17 protein-coding genes and 1 pseudogene are annotated in these 19084 nt (G+C 57.5%); 12 read left to right on the top strand and 6 right to left on the bottom strand.

Going from position 1 to position 19084, the window contains the following annotated elements:
- Window positions 1-4: 4 nt before the first annotated feature.
- The 5 genes from yidC to ACOH1Z_RS07715 all read left to right on the top strand — a co-directional run bounded on the left by yidC (window position 5) and on the right by ACOH1Z_RS07715 (window position 4098).
- Entirely contained in the window at window positions 5-988 is a 984-nt protein-coding gene (gene yidC, locus ACOH1Z_RS07735) for a membrane protein insertase YidC (RefSeq protein ID WP_449647864.1), read from the top strand.
- Entirely contained in the window at window positions 985-1515 is a 531-nt protein-coding gene (locus ACOH1Z_RS07730; protein ID WP_449647863.1) for a Jag family protein, read from the top strand. Before yidC ends, ACOH1Z_RS07730 begins: the two co-directional genes overlap by 4 nt.
- Before the next feature lie 14 nt (window positions 1516-1529).
- Window positions 1530-2165, top strand: a complete 636-nt coding sequence (gene rsmG, locus ACOH1Z_RS07725) for a 16S rRNA (guanine(527)-N(7))-methyltransferase RsmG (protein ID WP_449647862.1) — start codon at window positions 1530-1532, stop codon at window positions 2163-2165.
- Between the two features lie 65 nt (window positions 2166-2230).
- Window positions 2231-3148: a ParA family protein gene (locus ACOH1Z_RS07720; RefSeq protein ID WP_449647861.1), complete on the top strand. Its 918-nt coding sequence runs from the start codon at window positions 2231-2233 to the stop codon at window positions 3146-3148.
- Window positions 3148-4098 (top strand): ParB/RepB/Spo0J family partition protein, encoded by a 951-nt coding sequence (locus ACOH1Z_RS07715; RefSeq protein WP_449647860.1) that lies wholly within the window; start codon window positions 3148-3150, stop codon window positions 4096-4098. Before ACOH1Z_RS07720 ends, ACOH1Z_RS07715 begins: the two co-directional genes overlap by 1 nt.
- A gap of 1271 nt (window positions 4099-5369) precedes the next feature.
- Here ACOH1Z_RS07715 and ACOH1Z_RS07710 read toward each other — a convergent pair.
- Both ACOH1Z_RS07710 and ACOH1Z_RS07705 read right to left on the bottom strand, forming a co-directional pair.
- Window positions 5370-6323, bottom strand: a complete 954-nt coding sequence (locus ACOH1Z_RS07710) for a D-alanine--D-alanine ligase family protein (protein WP_449647859.1) — start codon at window positions 6321-6323, stop codon at window positions 5370-5372.
- A gap of 6 nt (window positions 6324-6329) precedes the next feature.
- Window positions 6330-7634, bottom strand: coding sequence for an aminotransferase-like domain-containing protein (locus ACOH1Z_RS07705; RefSeq protein WP_449647858.1), 1305 nt, complete (start codon window positions 7632-7634; stop codon window positions 6330-6332).
- A gap of 236 nt (window positions 7635-7870) precedes the next feature.
- Here ACOH1Z_RS07705 and ACOH1Z_RS07700 point away from each other — a divergent pair, with 236 nt between their 5' ends.
- Window positions 7871-8815, top strand: a complete 945-nt coding sequence (locus tag ACOH1Z_RS07700) for an oxidoreductase (RefSeq protein WP_449647857.1) — start codon at window positions 7871-7873, stop codon at window positions 8813-8815.
- 33 nt (window positions 8816-8848) lie between these two features.
- Here ACOH1Z_RS07700 and trxA read toward each other — a convergent pair whose 3' ends face one another.
- The 4 genes from trxA to ACOH1Z_RS07680 all read right to left on the bottom strand — a co-directional run bounded on the left by trxA (window position 8849) and on the right by ACOH1Z_RS07680 (window position 13727).
- Entirely contained in the window at window positions 8849-9175 is a 327-nt protein-coding gene (gene trxA / locus ACOH1Z_RS07695) for a thioredoxin (RefSeq protein ID WP_449647856.1), read from the bottom strand.
- A gap of 40 nt (window positions 9176-9215) precedes the next feature.
- Window positions 9216-10214, bottom strand: a complete 999-nt coding sequence (gene trxB, locus ACOH1Z_RS07690; protein ID WP_449647855.1) for a thioredoxin-disulfide reductase — start codon at window positions 10212-10214, stop codon at window positions 9216-9218.
- 158 nt (window positions 10215-10372) lie between these two features.
- Window positions 10373-12058 (bottom strand): murein biosynthesis integral membrane protein MurJ, encoded by a 1686-nt coding sequence (gene murJ / locus ACOH1Z_RS07685; protein ID WP_449647854.1) that lies wholly within the window; start codon window positions 12056-12058, stop codon window positions 10373-10375.
- Window positions 12051-13727: a DUF6049 family protein gene (locus tag ACOH1Z_RS07680; protein WP_449647853.1), complete on the bottom strand. Its 1677-nt coding sequence runs from the start codon at window positions 13725-13727 to the stop codon at window positions 12051-12053. Before ACOH1Z_RS07680 ends, murJ begins: the two co-directional genes overlap by 8 nt.
- Before the next feature lie 125 nt (window positions 13728-13852).
- Between ACOH1Z_RS07680 and ACOH1Z_RS07675 the strand changes: the two genes are divergently transcribed.
- From ACOH1Z_RS07675 to dnaB, 6 genes and pseudogenes are all read left to right on the top strand, one after another.
- Window positions 13853-15280 (top strand): CCA tRNA nucleotidyltransferase, encoded by a 1428-nt coding sequence (locus ACOH1Z_RS07675; RefSeq protein WP_449647852.1) that lies wholly within the window; start codon window positions 13853-13855, stop codon window positions 15278-15280.
- A gap of 169 nt (window positions 15281-15449) precedes the next feature.
- Window positions 15450-15791, top strand: a pseudogene (gene rpsF / locus ACOH1Z_RS07670) (30S ribosomal protein S6); the annotation flags it as partial.
- Between the two features lie 128 nt (window positions 15792-15919).
- Entirely contained in the window at window positions 15920-16438 is a 519-nt protein-coding gene (locus ACOH1Z_RS07665; RefSeq protein WP_449647851.1) for a single-stranded DNA-binding protein, read from the top strand.
- Window positions 16439-16480: 42 nt separating this feature from the next.
- Entirely contained in the window at window positions 16481-16744 is a 264-nt protein-coding gene (gene rpsR / locus ACOH1Z_RS07660) for a 30S ribosomal protein S18 (RefSeq protein ID WP_009773575.1), read from the top strand.
- 12 nt (window positions 16745-16756) lie between these two features.
- A complete protein-coding gene (rplI, locus tag ACOH1Z_RS07655) occupies window positions 16757-17209 on the top strand; it encodes a 50S ribosomal protein L9 (RefSeq protein ID WP_449647850.1) in 453 nt (150 codons plus the stop codon).
- Window positions 17210-17606: 397 nt separating this feature from the next.
- A complete protein-coding gene (gene dnaB / locus ACOH1Z_RS07650; protein WP_449647849.1) occupies window positions 17607-18992 on the top strand; it encodes a replicative DNA helicase in 1386 nt (461 codons plus the stop codon).
- Window positions 18993-19084: the final 92 nt, after the last annotated feature.

The following is a 19084-nucleotide window of genomic DNA, read 5'->3' as shown; positions in this document are numbered from 1 at the left end:
CCACATGGATCTTTTTGCATTCTTTGGCTCATTACTATGGCCAATCAAGTGGGTGATTGAGGCGATCCTCGTCGCATTCCATACCCTTCTCACGGCAGTGGGAATGGATGCCGATGCCGGCCTCACCTGGGTGCTCTCGATTGTTGGTCTGGTGCTCGTTGTTCGAGCTGCTCTGATTCCGGTCTTCGTCCGGCAGATTAAGAGCCAACGTCGGATGATGGAGGTTGCTCCTCAGCTCAAAAAGATCCAAGACAAATACAAGGGAAAGAAGGATCAATTCTCTCGCGAGGCGATGTCTCGCGAGACGATGGAGATGTACAAGAAGGCTGGTACCAACCCCTTCAGTTCCTGCCTCCCCTTACTTCTTCAGATGCCGATCTTCTTCGGTCTCTTCTCGGTGCTTCGTGAAGCTCAGCTTGAGGATCATGCAGCCGGAGTTGGACTCCTCAGCGCTGATCTTTCTGAGTCATTTGGCACTTCCTCACTCTTTGGCATCGCACCGCTGCACTTGGCAATCAGCACCGCTGAAGGCAACGTCGCTGTAATCGTCACCGCCGTGATCATGGTCATTCTGATGACTGGCTCGCAGTTCATTACCCAGCTTCAGATAATGTCGAAGAATCAGTCGGCTGAGATGAAGGCAAGCCCCATGTACCGCCAACAGCGGATCATGTTGTATCTACTCCCCCTTGTTTTCGCTTTCTCGGGTTTCACTTTCCCGCTGGGCGTCATGTTCTACTGGCTCGTTTCCAACTTCTGGACCATGGGTCAGCAGTTCCTCGTGATTCGCAATATGCCAACGCCGGGCAGTGAAGCAGCGCTCGCTCGTGAAGCACGATTGGCGAAGCGAAACCAACGCAAGGGAATCATTGAAGAGGCACCCGATTCAGAGTCAGGTACCGCTGTCATTGAAGAACCCAAGAACCCGCAGCGGGATCAACCCGTTAGCAAGAACCGTGCCAAGAAGAAGCAGGGAAAAAAGAAATGACGAACGTTTCTGACACTGACACCGCGGCAGTTGAGACTCCTCCTGTCGACGATCGTGAAGACCGCACTTCCGCCCAGCTTGAAGAAGAGGGCGACATCGCGGCTGATTACATCGAGGAACTGCTTGATATCGCCGACCTTGATGGCGACATTGAAATTGATGCTCGTGCTGGTCGCGCTTATGTTTCGGTCACGTCAAGTGAAGAAACCAATCTCCGACTGCTGTCGCGTCCAGACACAGTTACTGCACTTCAAGAGCTGACTCGAATCGCTGTACAGAACAAGACTGGTGCCTTCTCCCGTTTGATTCTCGACATCGGCGGATCGCGTGAGGCTCGCGCGGCTGAACTTTCAAAGCTTGTCGATACAGCGGTTGAGCGCATCGAAGCCGGTTCGGCTTCTGCTGCACTCCCTCCCATGTCGTCCTATGAGCGCAAACTTGTTCACGACGTGGTGGCTGAGCGTGGTTTCGTTTCGCAGTCGAGTGGTGAAGGCCGAGATCGCCACACTGTTATTACTCGCGCCTAGTTTCACGTGAAACATTGAGCGAAGAACTGGGGCTCGAACGCGAGCCCGAAGTTGCAGCGGAGCTGTTTGGCGATCGTATCCACTTAGCACGGCAATACACCGAGAGCCTTGCACTTCGGGGAGAAGAACTCGGCCTTATCGGACCGCTTGAGGTTCCGCGTCTATGGAGCCGGCACATTGTGAACTGTGCCTTGGTCGCTCCTCTGTTGAAGCCAGGCCTTGTCGGAGACATAGGCAGTGGTGCTGGGCTGCCGGGTTTAGTTCTCGCTATCGCGCGCCCTGATGTTGAGTTTGTATTGATTGAACCCATGGAACGTCGCACGGACTGGCTGTCTGCTGAGTCTGCTCGACTCGGATTAATGAACGTCGTTGTCGAACGTTCCCGGTCACAGGATGCCGCTTATGCCGAAGGTCTTTCTCAGATAACGGCGCGCGCAGTCACTGCTCTTTCGAAGCTGATTCCTTCCACTGAGCACCTCCTTGCCCCCGGCGGCGAGATGGTTTTTATGAAAGGTGCACGCATCGACGAGGAGATTGAAGCGGCAGCAAAGGCGATCCGCAAAGCACGTTTACATGACGTGGAGTCTCTCGTTCTTGGCGAAGGAATCACTCCAGAGATCACAAGGGTCTTTCGGGCTAGAGTGGACTGATTCGGCTGCAGGTTGGGCCGCCACCACACTTCACCTTTTTTGCAGTACCAGAGAGAAAGTTTCACGTGAAACATCCCGAGAGCGAAGTCAACGAACAGAGCAAATCGTTCGATGAGACCACGCCGCTTGCGCGGGAGATTGCGGATTTGACTCGTCGTCGCCAGGCCGTGGCCGCAGCGTCTCTTCCCCTCCCCGAGAAGGCTCGCGTCTTCACGGTGGCCAACCAAAAAGGCGGCGTAGGAAAAACGACTTCGACGGTCAACCTTGCGGCAGCGTTGGCTCGCACAGGCGCACGAGTGCTGGTCATTGACCTCGATCCTCAAGGGAATGCATCGACTGCGCTTGGCGTGGAGCACCGCTCAGAGACGCCTAGTGTCTATGACGTCATGATCAACGATGTCCCGATGATCGATGTTGTACAGAAGAGTCCAGAGTTCGCGGCGCTGTACTGCGTGCCCGCAACCATTCACCTTGCTGGAGCTGAGATCGAACTCGTTTCTCTGGTAGCTCGAGAGCAGCGGTTGCGCTCAGCCCTTGATCAGTTTCTTCAAGACTCCCCGGATTCGTACCACTATGTGTTCATTGATTGCCCGCCTTCGCTTGGTCTATTGACGATCAACGCGTTCGTTGCGGCACAGGAGGTTCTCATCCCGATCCAGTGTGAGTACTACGCACTAGAGGGATTGAGCCAGCTCCTCAACAACATCAAACTCATCGAACGTCATCTCAATCCGAAACTCAGGGTTTCGACGATTCTCATGACGATGTATGACTCCCGCACAAATCTCGCCAATCAGGTTGTTGATGATGTGCGTGAACACTTCCCCAACCAAGTGCTTACAACAGTGATTCCCCGTTCAGTGAGGATCTCGGAAGCACCCAGTTACGGGCAAACTGTTATTAGCTATGACCAGAACTCCCCAGGCTCGCTCTCCTACTTGGAAGCAGCAGCGGAGATTGCACATCGAGGAGCACCCCAATAATGGCCGCACCCAAACGCACAGGCCTAGGCCGCGGAATTGGCGCCCTTATCCCCGCATCTGACGAGAACGAACAGCGTCCCGTCGACGTATTCTTTCCCGGCGGAGAGATTTCTACCGACAAGCTTCGTTCGGTTCCGGGCGCGCGTTTGGCAAGCCTCTCCCCCCTCGACATTGTTCCGAACTCTCGGCAGCCTCGTACAGAATTTCGTGAGGAAGAGCTTTCAGAGCTGATCGTATCGATCCGTGAGATTGGCGTTCTTCAACCCATCGTTGTTCGTCCGCTTGCGGGCGCTCTCGAGGGCCAGCCGCAATACGAGCTCATCATGGGTGAGCGTCGTTTGCGCGCGAGCAAGCATTTGGGGCTTGCCACTATCCCCGCAGTCATTAAGAGCACCGCAGATGAGGACATGCTCCGCGATGCTCTGCTTGAGAACTTGCACCGCGCGAATCTCAACCCTCTTGAAGAAGCCTCCGCCTATCAACAGCTTTTGGCAGACTTTGGGATTACTCAGGAGCAGCTAGCCGAGCGAATTGGCCGCTCTCGACCTCAAATTACGAACACTTTGCGCCTTTTGCGCCTTCCAGAAAGCGTTCAGCGCCGTGTAGCGGCCGGAGTTCTGACCGCCGGGCACGCTCGAGCGCTCCTGTCGCTTCCTGACGCGCAAGGAATGGAGCGTTTGGCGGACAAAATCGTCAATGAAGCGCTTTCGGTTCGAGCTGCTGAAGCCGCAGCGGGATCTCTCTCGACTAAACCTGCTCGCGTGAAGCCTTCACGGGGCAAGAAGCAAGGTCCCCTAGATGAGATTGCCGAACGACTAGCGGACCGTCTGAATACTCGGGTCAAGGTGAATCTTGGCGCTAGCAAGGGACAGGTCATCATCGACTTCGCTACGGTGGGCGATCTCAACCGTATTCTCGAGGAACTCGGCGATACAGGTTTCAACCGCTAACACTCCCCCGCTGGTCGCGCCCTTCGGCGCGATTCGAAAGTGGACGTTAAGAGTGAAGTCGATTCTCGGTGTTAAACGGACTTCGGGTCAAAGTTCAGCCCCGTGAGAGCAGTTAAGGCTGCTCGGTGCGGATAGCTTTGCTAGCTCATGTTCGCGATTAGCAGAAACCCTGACGCCACAATGCGGCGGGACGGTGTGGGGCCGGCGGAATCCTGAGAACCTTGCTGACTGAGTGTCTTCGGCATTGTTTCACGTGAAACACTCCGGATTTTGACCCCGATACTGTGACGTTGACGGGTCGCTCAATCCTTTGCTTTCGGTTGCTTTGAGGAGCGCACGAACCCGGTGCCCGAGTGAAACAGCGGGAATCGGTCGTTTCTGGAGTACTTTCACGCTGCTTTCCCGGAGCTCGCGGAGCGTTCGTGGCCCCGGTTGCCGCTGAGGTGAAGTGCCGGGCAACGTCGAGCAATCGGAACCAGGAAAAGGGACGGTTCTTGCGGTTGCGGTTGCGGTTGCGGTTGCGGTTGCGGTGACGGTGACGGTGACGACCGAGACCGAGACCGAGACCGAGATCGAGGAGACGGTCAAGGTCGTGATCGTCGTCAGGTGTCTCGGCAGTGAAAGTTGCGAGGGTCAGTGTTGGGGTTGCGCTTGCTGACACCCGATTCTGATTCTCCTGATGCCGCGACCTCAAGCGCGGTGCTCGTGAACTGAGATCCCTTCTAAGAAGTCCGCTGGTTCCTCGAGCGACCCGCCCGTTGTGCGCAACCGGTTGATGGAGATTGGAAGTTGAACCAGCCCTCGGGATGAAAATTTCGGGAACTTCCCCGTCGTCAACCTTGCGACTCCCGATGTTTCACGTGAAACGGAGCTCGGGACCCCGTCCCTGGACCTTTTTGCTCGACCTTCGCCTGCCCACGCGTTCCTACTGCCCGTCGCGCGATTCGTTGGGAATGCAGCTCCGCGGAGTGAACGAAGCAACCGAAGCAGCTTAAGTAGCCGAAGCAATCGTTTCACGTGAAACATCGCAGCGGTGTTCCGCGCCGTGCAATCCTGGGGGGAACGCGATGCTCCATCCTCGCCCGCGAGAACTGGGATTGAAGCTCCGGGCTGCGCGCCGCGACAGATCGGGTGCAGAATCTGCCTGAGTCGACTAAGGCCCGACGGCCCGATGAACGAGACTCATAGTGCGCGAATGTTGAACGAGTGGTCGATCATCCGACCCCTCCCCTGTCTTCGACCTGTTTCAGCCAGGGGATTGAGCGGTGAAGTTAGGGACCTTCTATTGCGGCTTCTGCCAGCGCTGCATATACACGCCCGAGATCGTGCCCCGCAGCGACGATTGCTTGCGGCAAAATTGACGTTTCGGTGAGCCCGGGAAGCACATTTGCCTCGAGGAACCACGGTGTCCCTGCACCATCAACAATGATGTCGACGCGCGAAAGGTGGCGCAGTCCGAGCGCCGAATGTGCCGCTAAAGCTGCCTCTGCAGCACGGGCGGCATCCTTCTCAGAGATTCGTGCCGGAGTATAAAAGTCGGTCTGACCAGCATTATAACGAGCCTCAAAAGTATAGGCGCCTTCAAGAGGAACGATTTCAACGGCGGGTAGTGCGACAGGTCCCATGCCGGTGTCGAGAACGCCGATAGCGATCTCAACCCCCGTGATGCGCTGCTCGATGAGTGCGACATCACAATAGTTGTAGGCGTTCACCATTGCCCGAGGAAGATCACTTCGATCAGAAACTATGGATACTCCCTGTGCGGATCCGCCCTGAGCGGGCTTGACAACGAGGTCGCCCGAAAGTTCGTCGGCGAGTTCATCCAAAATGCTGTGTGCACCCAGTTCGCGAAAAGAATCGCGGGACAGAGCAATCGACAGCGGGGTGCGAACGCCAACGCGGGAAACGAGTGCCTTGGCCGTTGGCTTATCCCAGGCAAGGCGGGCGGCGTCTGCCCGCGACCCCACATAGGGAATGCCGATCAGGTCGAGCAATCCACGTAGGGCCCCGTCTTCCCCGCTCGCGCCGTGAAGCGCGGGCCACACTACATCTGGCTTGTTCTCGCGAAGATAGGGAAGCAAAGATGCATCGGGATCACGCAGCTCAACATCTTTGCCTTGGGCGAGTAGACCATCGGCAACTCGGCGTCCCGAGCGCAGAGATACATCGCGCTCATGGGAGATTCCGCCGGCAAGAACGAGTACGCGAGTGGGTGAAGCGTTCATGGTGTCCTAGCTGAGGTTGGCTGGAGGGTTGATCATCGATGGCGCGGGTGGCGCAATCGTCAAGGGGGCAGTCTGGGAGAAAGTATTGAGCAGCTCTATCTCCCCGTTGATCACCGTGGAAAGCCGTCGGATTCCCTCGCGGATGAAATCGGGAGTCGGGTAGCAGAATGAGAGCCTCATATTGCTTCGCCCGTTCCCATCGGCAAAGAAAGCAGTCCCTGGCGTATACGCCACGAGTTCCTTGACCGCTCGCGGCAGCATTGACTTGGAATCGAGGTTGTCAGGAAGCGTTACCCAGATATAGAAACCACCATTGGGCACAGTCCACTGCAGGTCGGGCAGGTAATCGTCGAGGGCATCCAACATTGCATCGCGACGCTCTCGGTACACGCCGCGGAAGGTGTCAATCTGGCCCTTCCAATCGGCAACGCTCATATATTCGCTGATGATGTTTTGAGTAAACGAGCTCGGGGAAAGGACCGCGGCCTCATTCGCCAAAATGAGTTTTTCTCTGATGGCGTGCGGTGCGAGCACCCAACCCACCCGGAAACCCGGGGCGAGAGTCTTAGAGAACGTGCCCAGATAGATCACACCATCCTCTTCCACCGACCGCATTGCGTGCGGAGGTGGACCATCGAAGTACAACAACCCATAAGGGTTGTCCTCGAGAACCAGAATGCCGTTCTCCCGTGCAATCTCGAGCACCTCAATGCGGCGCTCCCAACTAAGGGTTACCCCCGCTGGATTACTGAAAGTGGGAACCGTGTACAAAAACTTGATTGTCTTTCCCGCGGCACGAACTGAAGCGATGTGTGCGCGCAGAGAGTCAGGAACTAGCCCAAAGTCATCCATTTCAACGTGAGTTATTTCCGCTTGAAATGACTTGAAGACGACCATCGCGGTGACGTAGCTTGGGCCCTCAGCAATAACTACATCGCCAGGATTGATGAAAAGTTTTGTCACCAGTTCAAGCGCATGTTGTGAGCCGGTCGTGACGACAACGTCATCAACGCTCGCCCGAATTCCCTCGAGAGCCATCACTTCGAGGATCTGCTCCCGAAGAGCAGGCAAACCCTGGCCAGAACCGTACTGCAACGCCGCAGGTCCGCGATCGCGCATCACACGATCAATCGATTCTGTGATCAGGTCTTGAGGCAGCGCGGAGACATAGGGCATGCCGCCAGCCAGTGACACCACCTCGGGGCGAGAGGCGACGGCAAACAACGCTCGCACTTCGGACGCCGCAAGCCCTGAGGCGCGGTCCGCATAGTGATGGAACCACTGATCGAGGTTGTTTGGCTGTGTTGTCATGGGTAGTCCCGTTCGGTTGACTTTAAACAATAGGCGTTTGTCGGTTGCCACCTGAAACTGAGCAAGGATTACACCGAACCGATCAGCAATCTGACAGCCGCTCCGTTCCGAATCAACTTTGTGAGCCCGTGCAGAGAAACTCATGCTCAACTAGCAAGGTGCCAGTGCACGTTGGCGACAGAACCCCCAGACGTGGCCGTTAACGTCACCGTTTCAGCACGAAATTGAGGACACCAGTGAACGCTCGCACCGAATGGACCGAATCCGACATTGCAAGCGTCACTGGCAAGGTCGCGATCGTTACCGGGGCAAACTCAGGGCTCGGCTTCGAGACGGCCCGTGCTTTGCTCAAGGCTGGCGCGCTCGTTGTCATGACGATGAGAACTACTGAAAAGGCAGCAGCGGCGAAAACTGCCATCGTCGAGCAGCTCGGCGACGTCTCCGTTGAAACAATGCTCCTCGATCTCGCGGATCTTGAATCGATTCGTCGATTCAGTGAAGAGTTTCACGGGAAACATTCACGTCTAGATTTGCTGATCAACAATGCCGGGATCATGATGACGGATGCCCAGCTCACGATTGACGGATTCGAATCCCAACTCGGCACCAACCACCTCGGGCACTTCGCCCTCACCGGGCACCTCCTCGATCTCATCACTACTACTCCTGGTGCACGAGTTGTGAGCCTGTCGAGCCTGGCCCACCGCTGGGGATTCATGGAATTCGGCAACCTCATGTTCCAGAACGGCTCCTACACACCGCGTGCTGCCTACGGCCGCTCCAAACTGGCCAATCTTCTATTCACTTATGAGCTCCAACGCCGCTTCGCGCTGGCAGGAGTGGATGCAATGGCGGTAGCCGCGCATCCGGGCACCGCCGGAACAGGGCTCGCGGATCACCTGTTTGATCGCTGGTACCTGCGCCCACTGAAAAAACTCGTATTTCTGGGCATCCAAACCCCGAAGCAGGGCGCTCGTCCTTCTCTGCGGGCCGCAACAGACCCTCAGGCGAATGGAGGTGACTACTTCGGTCCATCGGGCCGCAAGGAGTACCGTGGTGCCCCTGTGTTGGTTGAATCAAGCCCGGCCTCGCACTCCGAAGTAGATGCAACAAAATTGTGGGCCGAATCAGAGCGACTCACGGGCGTTAAGTACGAAAGCCTCCGCACACCCACCAAGTAGTGGATGTCGGAGGCCTTCGACTACGAAGTTCCTTTAGGCCAAGAACTCTGCGAGGTCAGACTCAAGCGCTGGCTTCGGCTTTGCGCCGATGACGGTCTTGACAACCTCTCCACCGCGGAAGACCTTCATGGCGGGGATAGATGTGATCTGGTACTTCATCGCCATCTGGGGGTTGTCGTCGACGTTGAGCTTGACGATCTTGATCTTGTCGGAGTGCTCGCTGGCGATCTGGTCGAGGATCGGACCAACCTGGCGACATGGGCCGCACCATTCGGCCCAGAAATCCACCATGATGGTGTCCTCTGAGTTGAGGACGAGCTCTTCAAAGTTGGCGTCGGTTACTTCTGTTGCTGAAGACATTAAAGGTTCCTTTGTTCGTTGGGATGTCTGCGGTGAGCGACTAAGCCAGCGTGGGTACGCCGGCGGCTTCGGGAGCTTCTTGCTCCTTGGGCTGGACTGCGCCGGCGACAAGTTCGCGCGGCAGTGATGCGAGGTAGTGCTCCGCATCGAGGGCTGCAACGGTGCCGGAGCCGGCGGCCGTTACTGCTTGGCGGTAAGTGGGGTCGATGACGTCGCCGGCGGCGAAAACTCCGGTGATGTTCGTGCGTGAGGAACGACCATCCACTGCCACTGTTCCGTCGGCGTTGATATCGAGCTGGCCGTGCACGAGGTGTGTGCGGGGGTCTGCGCCTATAGCAATGAACAGGCCGCTGACGTCGAGGTGTGACGTGCTGCCATCAACGGTGTCTGTGAGATCGATACCGTCAACGAGGTCGGAACCGGTAATGCCGGTTACAGCCTTGTTCCAGACGAATTCGATCTTGGGATCGCTGAATGCACGCTCCTGCATTGCCTTGGACGCACGCAGTTCGTCCTTACGGTGAATCACATAAACCTTGTCAGCAAACTTCGTGAGGAACGTTGCCTCTTCCATCGCCGAATCGCCGCCGCCGACGACAGCGATCGTCTTTTTGCGGAAGAAGAAACCATCGCAGGTCGCGCACCATGAGACGCCGTAGCCGCTCAAGCGCTCTTCGTCAGGAAGTCCAAGCTTGCGGTAAGCAGAACCCGTTGCGAAAACTACCGCGAGAGCTTCGTGCACGTCGCCGTTGCCGAGAGTGACCTTCTTGACCTGTCCATCGAGCTGCAGGTCAGTGACGTCATCGAGAACGATCTCAGCGCCGAACCGCTCAGCCTGCTTCTGCATTTCGAGCATGAGGTCTGGGCCCTGAATTCCTTCAGCAAAACCAGGATAGTTTTCGATTTCGGTGGTCTTCATAAGCTCGCCACCAGCCTCTACCGAGCTAGCAATCACCAGCGGCGCGAGATTTGCGCGGGCAGCATAGATCGCAGCGGTGTAACCGGCGGGGCCGGATCCGATGATGATGAGTTGACGCACTTTTTCGTGTCTCCTTGGGATCGTTATTACCCGGTTCAACACATCCTAGCTATGGAGTATTCCAAGCGGCTGGGGCATGCGGGGCTAGCTGCAGATTGTTAGTAGCCCCGTCGTTGTGAGTTCCCTTTCGGGTAAACCGCGAGGGTATCGAGCGAAGGCTACCGGCGGCGCAAACGCGATGCGATGGGCTTGGCGAAAGCGAAGAACTCGTCATTCTTGGTGAGCGCGAGAGTTGCCGCATAGATGACCAACATTCCGGTACCTGCCAGCGCGATGGAAGCAAAGCCACCAGCAAAACCGGAAACAACAAAGGAATCTTCGCCAAATCCGCCAAGAAGCATCAGAATTCCGAAGCCGGCGGCGGCTGCAGGCAGCATTGCCGCAAAGAACCACAACGCACGCAAGATGAGCGGAAGAATGACAAACCCGGGAACTCTCTTGCGCAGAACGATAAGGGCAATAACGGTTTGAATCGTGCCGGCAATGCTAATCATCGCCGCCAATCCCATGGCGATGCGATCAACGGGGAACGTCGAGACGACAAGCGCTCCACAGACATACAGCACCACCTGGAGACTCTGCAGGATGAACGGGGTACGAGTGTCTTCGAACGCATAGAAGACCCGCTGCAACACGTACATAACGCTAAACGGGACTAGGCCGACAAGGTAAAGGATGAGCACGAAGGCCAGCGATAGTGTCTGGTCGTAACTAGTGGCGAATAGTGCGCTGAAGGGGAACGCAATCACCATCAGGCCGATCGCCGCAAACATGAGCAGCATCAGGATCGACCGCAGAGATGAAGAAACATCGTCGCGCATTGACGCGAGATCTCCGTCACGCGCGTGGCCGCTCATCCGGGTGAAGTAGGCCATACCGATCGATACCGCAATCACCGAGTGCGGGAGCATGAAAATGAGCCACGCGGTGGTGATGAGGAAGACGGATGCCCCACCAGACGCAATCGTCGCAACGCGCGTACCGATCACACCACCTATCTGTGTGACCAGGATCATGCCGAAGGTCCACGCTGCCGCTTTTCCTGCTGCGCCGAGACCTACCCCGCGCCAGCGGAATTCTGGGCGATACCGAAGACCGGCCCGGTGCCAGAAATACGCCAAGAGAGCTGCCTGAACGGCAACCCCAAGAGTGGCGCTCCCAGCGAGGACTGCGACCATCTGATCGGTCCAGTCCGCTGGCGGCACGCCGGAAACAGTGCCGAAAAGCAACTGGAACACGATCAGACCGGAAAGCATTACGACGTTGTTCGCGACGGGAGCCCAGGTAAATGGTCCGAACTTGCCGCGGGCATTGAGCACCTCGCCCAAAAGTGAATAGAGCGCGTAGAACAGAATCTGCGGCAGGCACCAGTAGGCGAAGGCGGTAGCGAGAGCAAACTCTGGCGGGCCGAATTTGTCGCTCGACTGTGCGTACACCTGAACGAGCCATGGGGCACTGACAGTCGCAATGGCGGTGATCACCAGAAAGACGACTACGCCGAGAGTCACCAGGCGATTAATGAATTTTTGGCCACCATCTTTGTGAAGCGCCGCTCTGACAATCTGCGGCACAATGACCGCACTAAGCATTCCCCCGGCGACGATCGCATAGATGCTCTTGGGCAACTGATTGGCGATCGCGTAGGCGTCACCGGACCCGAACAAGCCAAGAGTGCGGGCAAGAACGAGAGCGCTGAGGAAGCCAAGGATGCGCGAAACAAAGGTGCCCGACGCAAGCAGAGCACTCGCACGGCCGATTGTTGACGCTTTCTGGGCGGGAAGCGCCGTTGCGGCAGTGGGCACCCCCGGACCCGGTTGAGTTTCGGGTTCTCTCGGATTAGTCATCTACGGGCTTTCTGCGGCGCACGATACTCCGAACGAATCCGACTCCGAAGACCACCACCACGAGTGCAGCGAAGGCCAAAACAATGGGCGTTTCCCACCCAGCCTGAACATTGACTTCGCTGACGGTATTGCTGCCGATGGGGAGCCCAGTGCTGCTCGTGAGGCTGATATCAACGTCGACAACACCATTGGACAGCGCCTGCACAGGAATGTTGCCCTTCGCTTGCGAATTTGCTTCGATGTGAAGCTCGACGCGACCATTTCCTACGGCGAGAAGACCAGTTCGCGGGTCGACCGTAATGAAGACGGTCACTGCCTGATTGAGGTTGTTGTTCACGGAGATGGGCAAGAAGCTGTTGTCAGCTAAGAAGAGAAAGTTGCTGGATTCCACAACGCTAACCGCGGAGAGGATGTCTCGAGAGTCGGCCAAAAAGGTACTGACCTCACTGAGCCAGTCGGCGGGATCTTCGGTCGGGACAACGCTCGTTACGTCAAGAAGTTCGAGTCGACGCTGGGCAACCAGTGCTTCAGGGTCGTCGGCGATGGAGAAGAAAGTGTTCTCCTGTTCCGCAGCAGCCAGGAGACGACCGACATCGCCGATGCGCTCAGCGCTCTGAGGCGTATCAATGACTGTTGCGGGCGATGCTGCAGCAATCGCCGTCGCTGAGGCGAGCGAGGTAAGAGGAACAAGAGTGATTGATGGGCTCGCCGTGAGGCTGGCTAGTGCGGTATCAAGTCGGGCCGAACTGAGTTCAAGAGAATGATCGATCGCGACGAGCACAGTCGCGGTCGCGGCTGACTGGGCATTGCCCGCCGTGAGTACTGCAGAAGCAAGAGCTGTTTCTGCCGCAGTGACATCTCGGTCGAGAGTGGAGCCGAGGGCATCATCCATGGCCGCAGATGCTGTTGAATCGGCGATGAGGGCTGTCATGCCGTCGATCGTGACAACCGAGCCAGCGCTAGCCTCTCGTTCAACATTCGTTGACGACAGAACGACTGTGCTGAAGCCACTGGCGGCAAACGCGTCGAGATCACTCGTCACGACACTATTTGCTCGGGGGTGCACTAAACCGGGGAGTGAATAATCCCAGGCCAGAAGTTCTTCCGTTGTGGGATAGGTCGGAATGACGTCGGCGCCGACATCCATCGCGTCTGCGTTATCGGTTGATGCGGGAGCGTCAGCGTCTGCGAAGTTGGCGGGATCGAGCGCAAAATCGAAACTCACTGGAGCGAGCGTTGTCGCCTCACCAGCCTGCGTAGCCAACGTCGGGTCGGAGTTCGCGTAGGGCAGCGGAACAATTTCGTTGGAGATGAGCGAAAGGCGCTCGAGCCAATTGCGAGCAGACTCTGGCGCGCTAGTGCCCAGCGCGCGAATGGAGACCAAGATCATCGGATCGATGGCAACGGCGATGGGCTTTCCTGCCACAGCATCCAATTGCCGAGTCAGCAGCCCCAAGGAGTCGGTGTAGTCGGCAAGAGTTTCGGCATCGATGAGCCCACCGCTGCCGGAGGGGACAGTCAATGGCGCGATCACGGTGACCTCGGTGGCAGCGGATGCCGTCGTTAACGTCGGAGCGACACTGGCGCTCGGTGTAGCACTTGCTCCGCTCGCGGCAAGAGTGAGGCCTAGGCCGAGCACGATGGCGGCGCTGAATACTCTTATAGGCAAGGGTCTACCCCGTACTCTCGCTTGGCCAGCATGGTGTGAGTTTATTCGTCCTTCTCTGAATGATGGGTGCGTTGTGCACTCATCGGGCAAATTGCTCGCAATGGTCGTGCGAAACTAGTCGCATCATGGAGAGTGTTGCCGCCGCAATTGAGAGTCTCGGAAAGCTTGCCGACTCTAAACCCGTAGCCACCCTAGCCGCGCGATTCGCTGCTGAAGGCTTCGAACTCGCGCTTGTGGGTGGACCGGTGAGGGACGCCTTCCTGGGGCGCGTTGTTAGCGACCTCGATTTTGCGACAAATGCGAACCCCGACGACATCATGCGAATCGTTAAGCCGATCTCGGATGCGCAGTGGGACATCGGTCGAGACTTTGGCACGATCGCGGCCCGCATTGACGGGGAAACGGTCGAAATTACGACGTATCGTGCCGATAGCTATGACGGTGAAACGAGAAAGCCGGTTGTCGCTTTTGGTGATTCTCTGGAGAAAGACCTCGAACGTCGGGACTTCAGCGTCAATGCGATGGCTTTGCGTTTGCCTGAGCGGGTTCTTGTTGACCCGTGGAATGGTGTTGAGGACCTGCTGACCAAAACCCTCACAACACCTGGATCGCCTGAGGTGTCGTTCGGCGATGATCCGCTGCGGATGATGCGAGCCGCGCGTTTCACGTCGCAGCTGGGTTTCACGGTCTCGCCTGACACTGTTCGGGCGATGACAGAGCTCGCCCCGCGCATCGAGATCGTCAGCGTCGAGCGGGTGAGTGATGAGCTCACAAAACTGTTGAAGACGGATGACCCGGTTCCGGGCATCCGCCTTCTGGTCGAGACGGGGATTGCTGACCACGTGCTCCCCGAGATTCCGGCATTGAAGCTTGAGGTCGATGAGCACGCCCACCACAAGGATGTCTACGAGCATTCGCTGACAGTGTTGCGTCAAGCGATTGACCTCGAAAAGAGTCGCCCGGGAATCGAGGGCCCAGACCTTGTTCTGAGGATCGCTGCGCTACTGCACGACATCGGCAAGCCTTCGACGCGCAAAATCGAACGCGGCGGTGTCGTGACCTTCCACCATCACGACGTTGTTGGGGCAAAGCTTGCGACGAAGCGTTTGAGGGCTCTGCGTTTCGACAAGGACACAATCACCTCGGTAGCGCGGCTCGTTGAGCTTCACTTGCGCTTCTTCGGTTACACCGAGGGCGCGTGGACTGATTCGGCTGTGCGCCGCTACGTTCGGGATGCCGGAACTCAGCTTGAACGCCTACACATCATTACCCGGGCGGATGTCACTACGCGCAATGTGCGGAAGGCCGACCGTTTAGCTTTTGCCTACGACGACCTCGAAGATCGGATCGCGGCAATCGCTGAGGCAGAGGGAATTGCGGCAGTACGCCCCGATCTCGACGGCGAACAGATCATGGCCATTCTGGAACTTAAGCCGAGTCGTGAGGTTGGAGAGGCGTATTCGTTCTTGCTCGAGCTGCGACTCGACGAGGGGCCACTGGGTGAGCCTGAGGCAGAAAAGCGACTGCGCGCGTGGTGGGCTGAGCGTCAATAATGCCCACTAGTCTTCTCGCCTTGAGTATTGACCCGCCAAGCAACTACACTAGGCAGGTTGTCTAACTACCAATAGGTGGAAAGACGAACGTCAACACCCTCCTGTTACAGATCGTCTGTAACCGTTTAAGTCCGAAGGAGGTGGGTTTGTGACGCATCAGTACGAACTCATGGTCATCCTCGATCCAGAGATCGACGAACGCACCGTGGCTCCCAGTCTCGACAAGTTCCTCAATGTCATCCGTAATGACGGTGGCACCATCGATAACATCGATATTTGGGGTCGCCGTCGTTTGGCCTACGAGATCAACAAGAAGACCGAAGGCATCTACGCCGTCGTCAACTTCACCGCAGAGAGCAAGTCAACAGACGAGCTCGACCGCCAACTCTCACTCAGCGAAGCTGTCATGCGCACCAAGGTGCTGCGTGCAGAAGCTGGGTTCGCTCAGGTAGCTGCTGCCAAGAAGATTGCTGAAGAGAAGGCCGCCCGCAAGGCTGCTGCTCCAGCAAAGACTCCTGCAGCCGCAACCAAGGCTCCTGCCGCTGCGACTAAGGCTCCTGCCGAAGACGCCAAGGCTCCTGCTGCTCCTACCGAGGCTCCTGTCGAAGCAGCCAAGGCTGAAGCGGAAGCAGAGTAGTCGTGGCCGGCGAGACAGTCATTACGGTCGTGGGTAACCTCACGGCAGATCCAGAACTGCGGTACACGCAGGGTGGACTTGCTGTGGCTAACTTCACCATTGCCTCAACGCCGCGCACCTTCGATCGAGCATCGAACGAGTGGAAAGACGGAGAAGCACTGTTTCTCCGCGCTTCGTGCTGGCGTGAATTCGCCGAGCACGTTGCTGGAACCCTGACTAAGGGCAGCCGCGTTATTGCGCAGGGCCGCCTTCGTCAGCGCTCCTACGAAACCAAAGAGGGCGAAAAGCGCACGAGCATGGAACTGGAGATCGACGAAGTCGGCCCCAGCCTCCGTTATGCAACGGCGCAGGTAACCCGTGCACCCCGTGATAGCTCGGCCCCTCGTGGCGCCCAGCAAAACGGTGGCGGACAGCAAGGCGCAGGCCAGTCGAAAGACGAGCCGTGGGCCGCAAGTGCTCCCGCAGCATCTGGTGACGTATGGAACACGCCAGGCAACTACTCCGACGAGACGCCTTTCTAGGCACTCGACGCTCAGCCTTAATTACAGAAAGAAGTAACACTCATGGCAGGAAAGAGCAGCGGCGACCGCCGCAAGCCCATCCGCAAGGGCAAGGACGGCAAGAACGCCGCACCAGCCAAGTCGATTCGCGTTGGCGTAATCGACTACAAGGATGTCGCTACGCTTCGTAAATTCATCTCCGAGCGTGGAAAGATCCGCGCCCGTCGTATCACCGGTGTTTCCGTTCAGGAGCAGCGTCTCATCGCCACGGCCGTCAAGAACGCCCGTGAGATGGCATTGCTGCCCTACGCCGGCGCAGGCCGTTAAGGAGCCACCGACATGTCTAAGCTCATCCTCACTCACGAAGTGACCGGTCTCGGCACTCCCGGTGACGTCGTCGACGTAAAGAACGGCTTCGCTCGTAACTACCTCATCCCCCAGGGCTTTGCCGTGGCGTGGACTCGCGGTGGCGAAAAGCAGGTCGAGTCCATCAAGGCAGCACGCGTTTCACGCGAGCACGCCACTCTCGAAGAAGCGCAGGACCTCAAGGCTCGCCTCCAGGCGACCAAGGTCAAGCTCACCGTGACCGCTGGTCAGGGTGGACGTCTGTTCGGTTCGGTTAAGCCTTCACACGTGGCAGAAGCTGTCACCGCTGCTGGTCTTGGCGACATCGACAAGCGCAAGATCGAGATCACGAGCCCCATCAAGGTTGTTGGCGACCACGAAGCTACGATTCGTCTGCGTGACGACATCGTTGCGACGATCACCCTTCAGGTTGTTGCAGGCAAGTAACTGATTTACCGCAAGGACGACGGGCCAATTGGCCCGTCGTCCTTGTGTTTTAACCCGACTTGTCAAGTCCTTTATGCACAGGATTTCGAAAAGATACGGAACCCTCAAGCCTGACTTTAGACATGTTTCTACACACTGTGTGTGGATTGTAAAAGAGCAGGTCAGCGGTGCCTTACGCGAAATACTGGGGTGAGTTTCCACAGTTGTTTCCACAGGTTCCTCACAAGAGTTGCGGCGTTTCGCCGGAGTTCTGCACAGCCCTATCCACAGCCCCAGTTGTGGGTTGTTGACCATGCTTCGTATTGTGAAGGAGCCTTGAAGCAGGCACCAGTGAGGAGCCTGCCCGAGTGTCGGGGGTTACCCGTATAACTAGGGCTGCCCCACTAGGAGGAAACGTATGTCTATTGCGCACTTGGGCCTCGCCGGTGACGAACGTCAGTCCGGCGAATCCCGCGGCTCCCGCGGCGACCGCGTTCCCCCGCACGACCTTCTCGCCGAACAGAGCGCGATCGGTGGAATGCTGCTCAGCAAAGATGCCGTAGCCGACGTCATCGAGACAGTACGTGGTGGAGACTTCTACGTTCCCAAGCACGAAACGATCTTCAACGCAGTACTGACGCTCTACTCGCACGGTGAACCGACCGACGTGATCGCCGTTACCGATGAGCTCACCAAGACCGGTGAACTCTCGCGAGCTGGTGGTGTTGAGTACCTTCACACTCTTACCGGTGTCGTACCCACCGCGGCTAACGCCGGCTTTTACGCAAACATCGTCACCGAGAAAGCTGTTCTCCGCCGCCTCGTTGAAGCAGGCACCCGCATCGTTCAGATGGGTTACGCCAGCGAAGGCGAAGTGCTCGACCTCGTCAACAACGCCCAGGCGGAGATTTACTCTGTAACCGGTGGAGTCGAAACCGAAGACTACGTGCCCCTCACAACCGCAGTCGAGAGTGCGATCGACGAAATCGAAGCCGCCCGCGGCCGCGACGGTCAGATGATCGGTGTTCCCACCGGATTCGCTGAACTCGATGAACTCACCAACGGGTTGCACCCCGGCCAGCTGATCATTTTGGCCGCGCGACCAGCTATCGGTAAGTCAACGCTTGGTTTGGACTTCGCTCGCGCAGCATCCATTCACCATGATTTGCCGTCGATTGTTTTCTCGCTCGAAATGGGGCGCAGTGAGATCGCTATGCGACTGCTGTCTGCAGAAGCCAGCGTTCCCCTGCAGCACATGCGTAAGGGATCGGTGCACGCCAACGACTGGACCACAATCGCTCAGACTCGTGGCCGCATCAACGATGCCCCGCTGTACATCGATGACAGCCCCAACATGACTCTCGTCGAGATTCGTGCCAAGTGCCGCCGACTCAAACAAAAAGTCGGCCTGCGCATGGTCATCATCGACTACCTGCAGCTCATGACGAGCGGTAAGAAAGTCGAATCGCGACAGCAAGAGGTCAGCGAGTTCTCGCGTGCGCTCAAGTTGCTCGCCAAGGAACTCGAAGTTCCCGTTATTGCGATCTCTCAGCTGAACCGTGGACCTGAACAGCGTGCAGACAAGAAGCCTGCCCTCTCCGACCTTCGTGAATCAGGATCGCTCGAGCAAGACGCCGACATGGTTATCCTGCTGCACCGCGAAAGTGCGTACGAAGCAGACAGCCCCCGTGCCGGAGAAGCTGACCTGATCATTGCCAAGCACCGCAACGGACCAACCCGCACCGTGACCGTCGGCTTCCACGGCCACTTCTCGCGTTTCGTCGACCTTCCGCCCGGGTCATAGCGGCTCGACTGCCGCTGCGCTAGCCCAAGGCGCCTGAGAGCGCGCCGACGTAGCGGTACGCCAAGCGGCTTACACTAGAAGCAACCGCTCGT

The sequence above is a fragment of the Rhodoglobus sp. genome, assembly GCF_053580035.1.
This window is presented reverse-complemented; position numbering and strand designations above follow the sequence as displayed.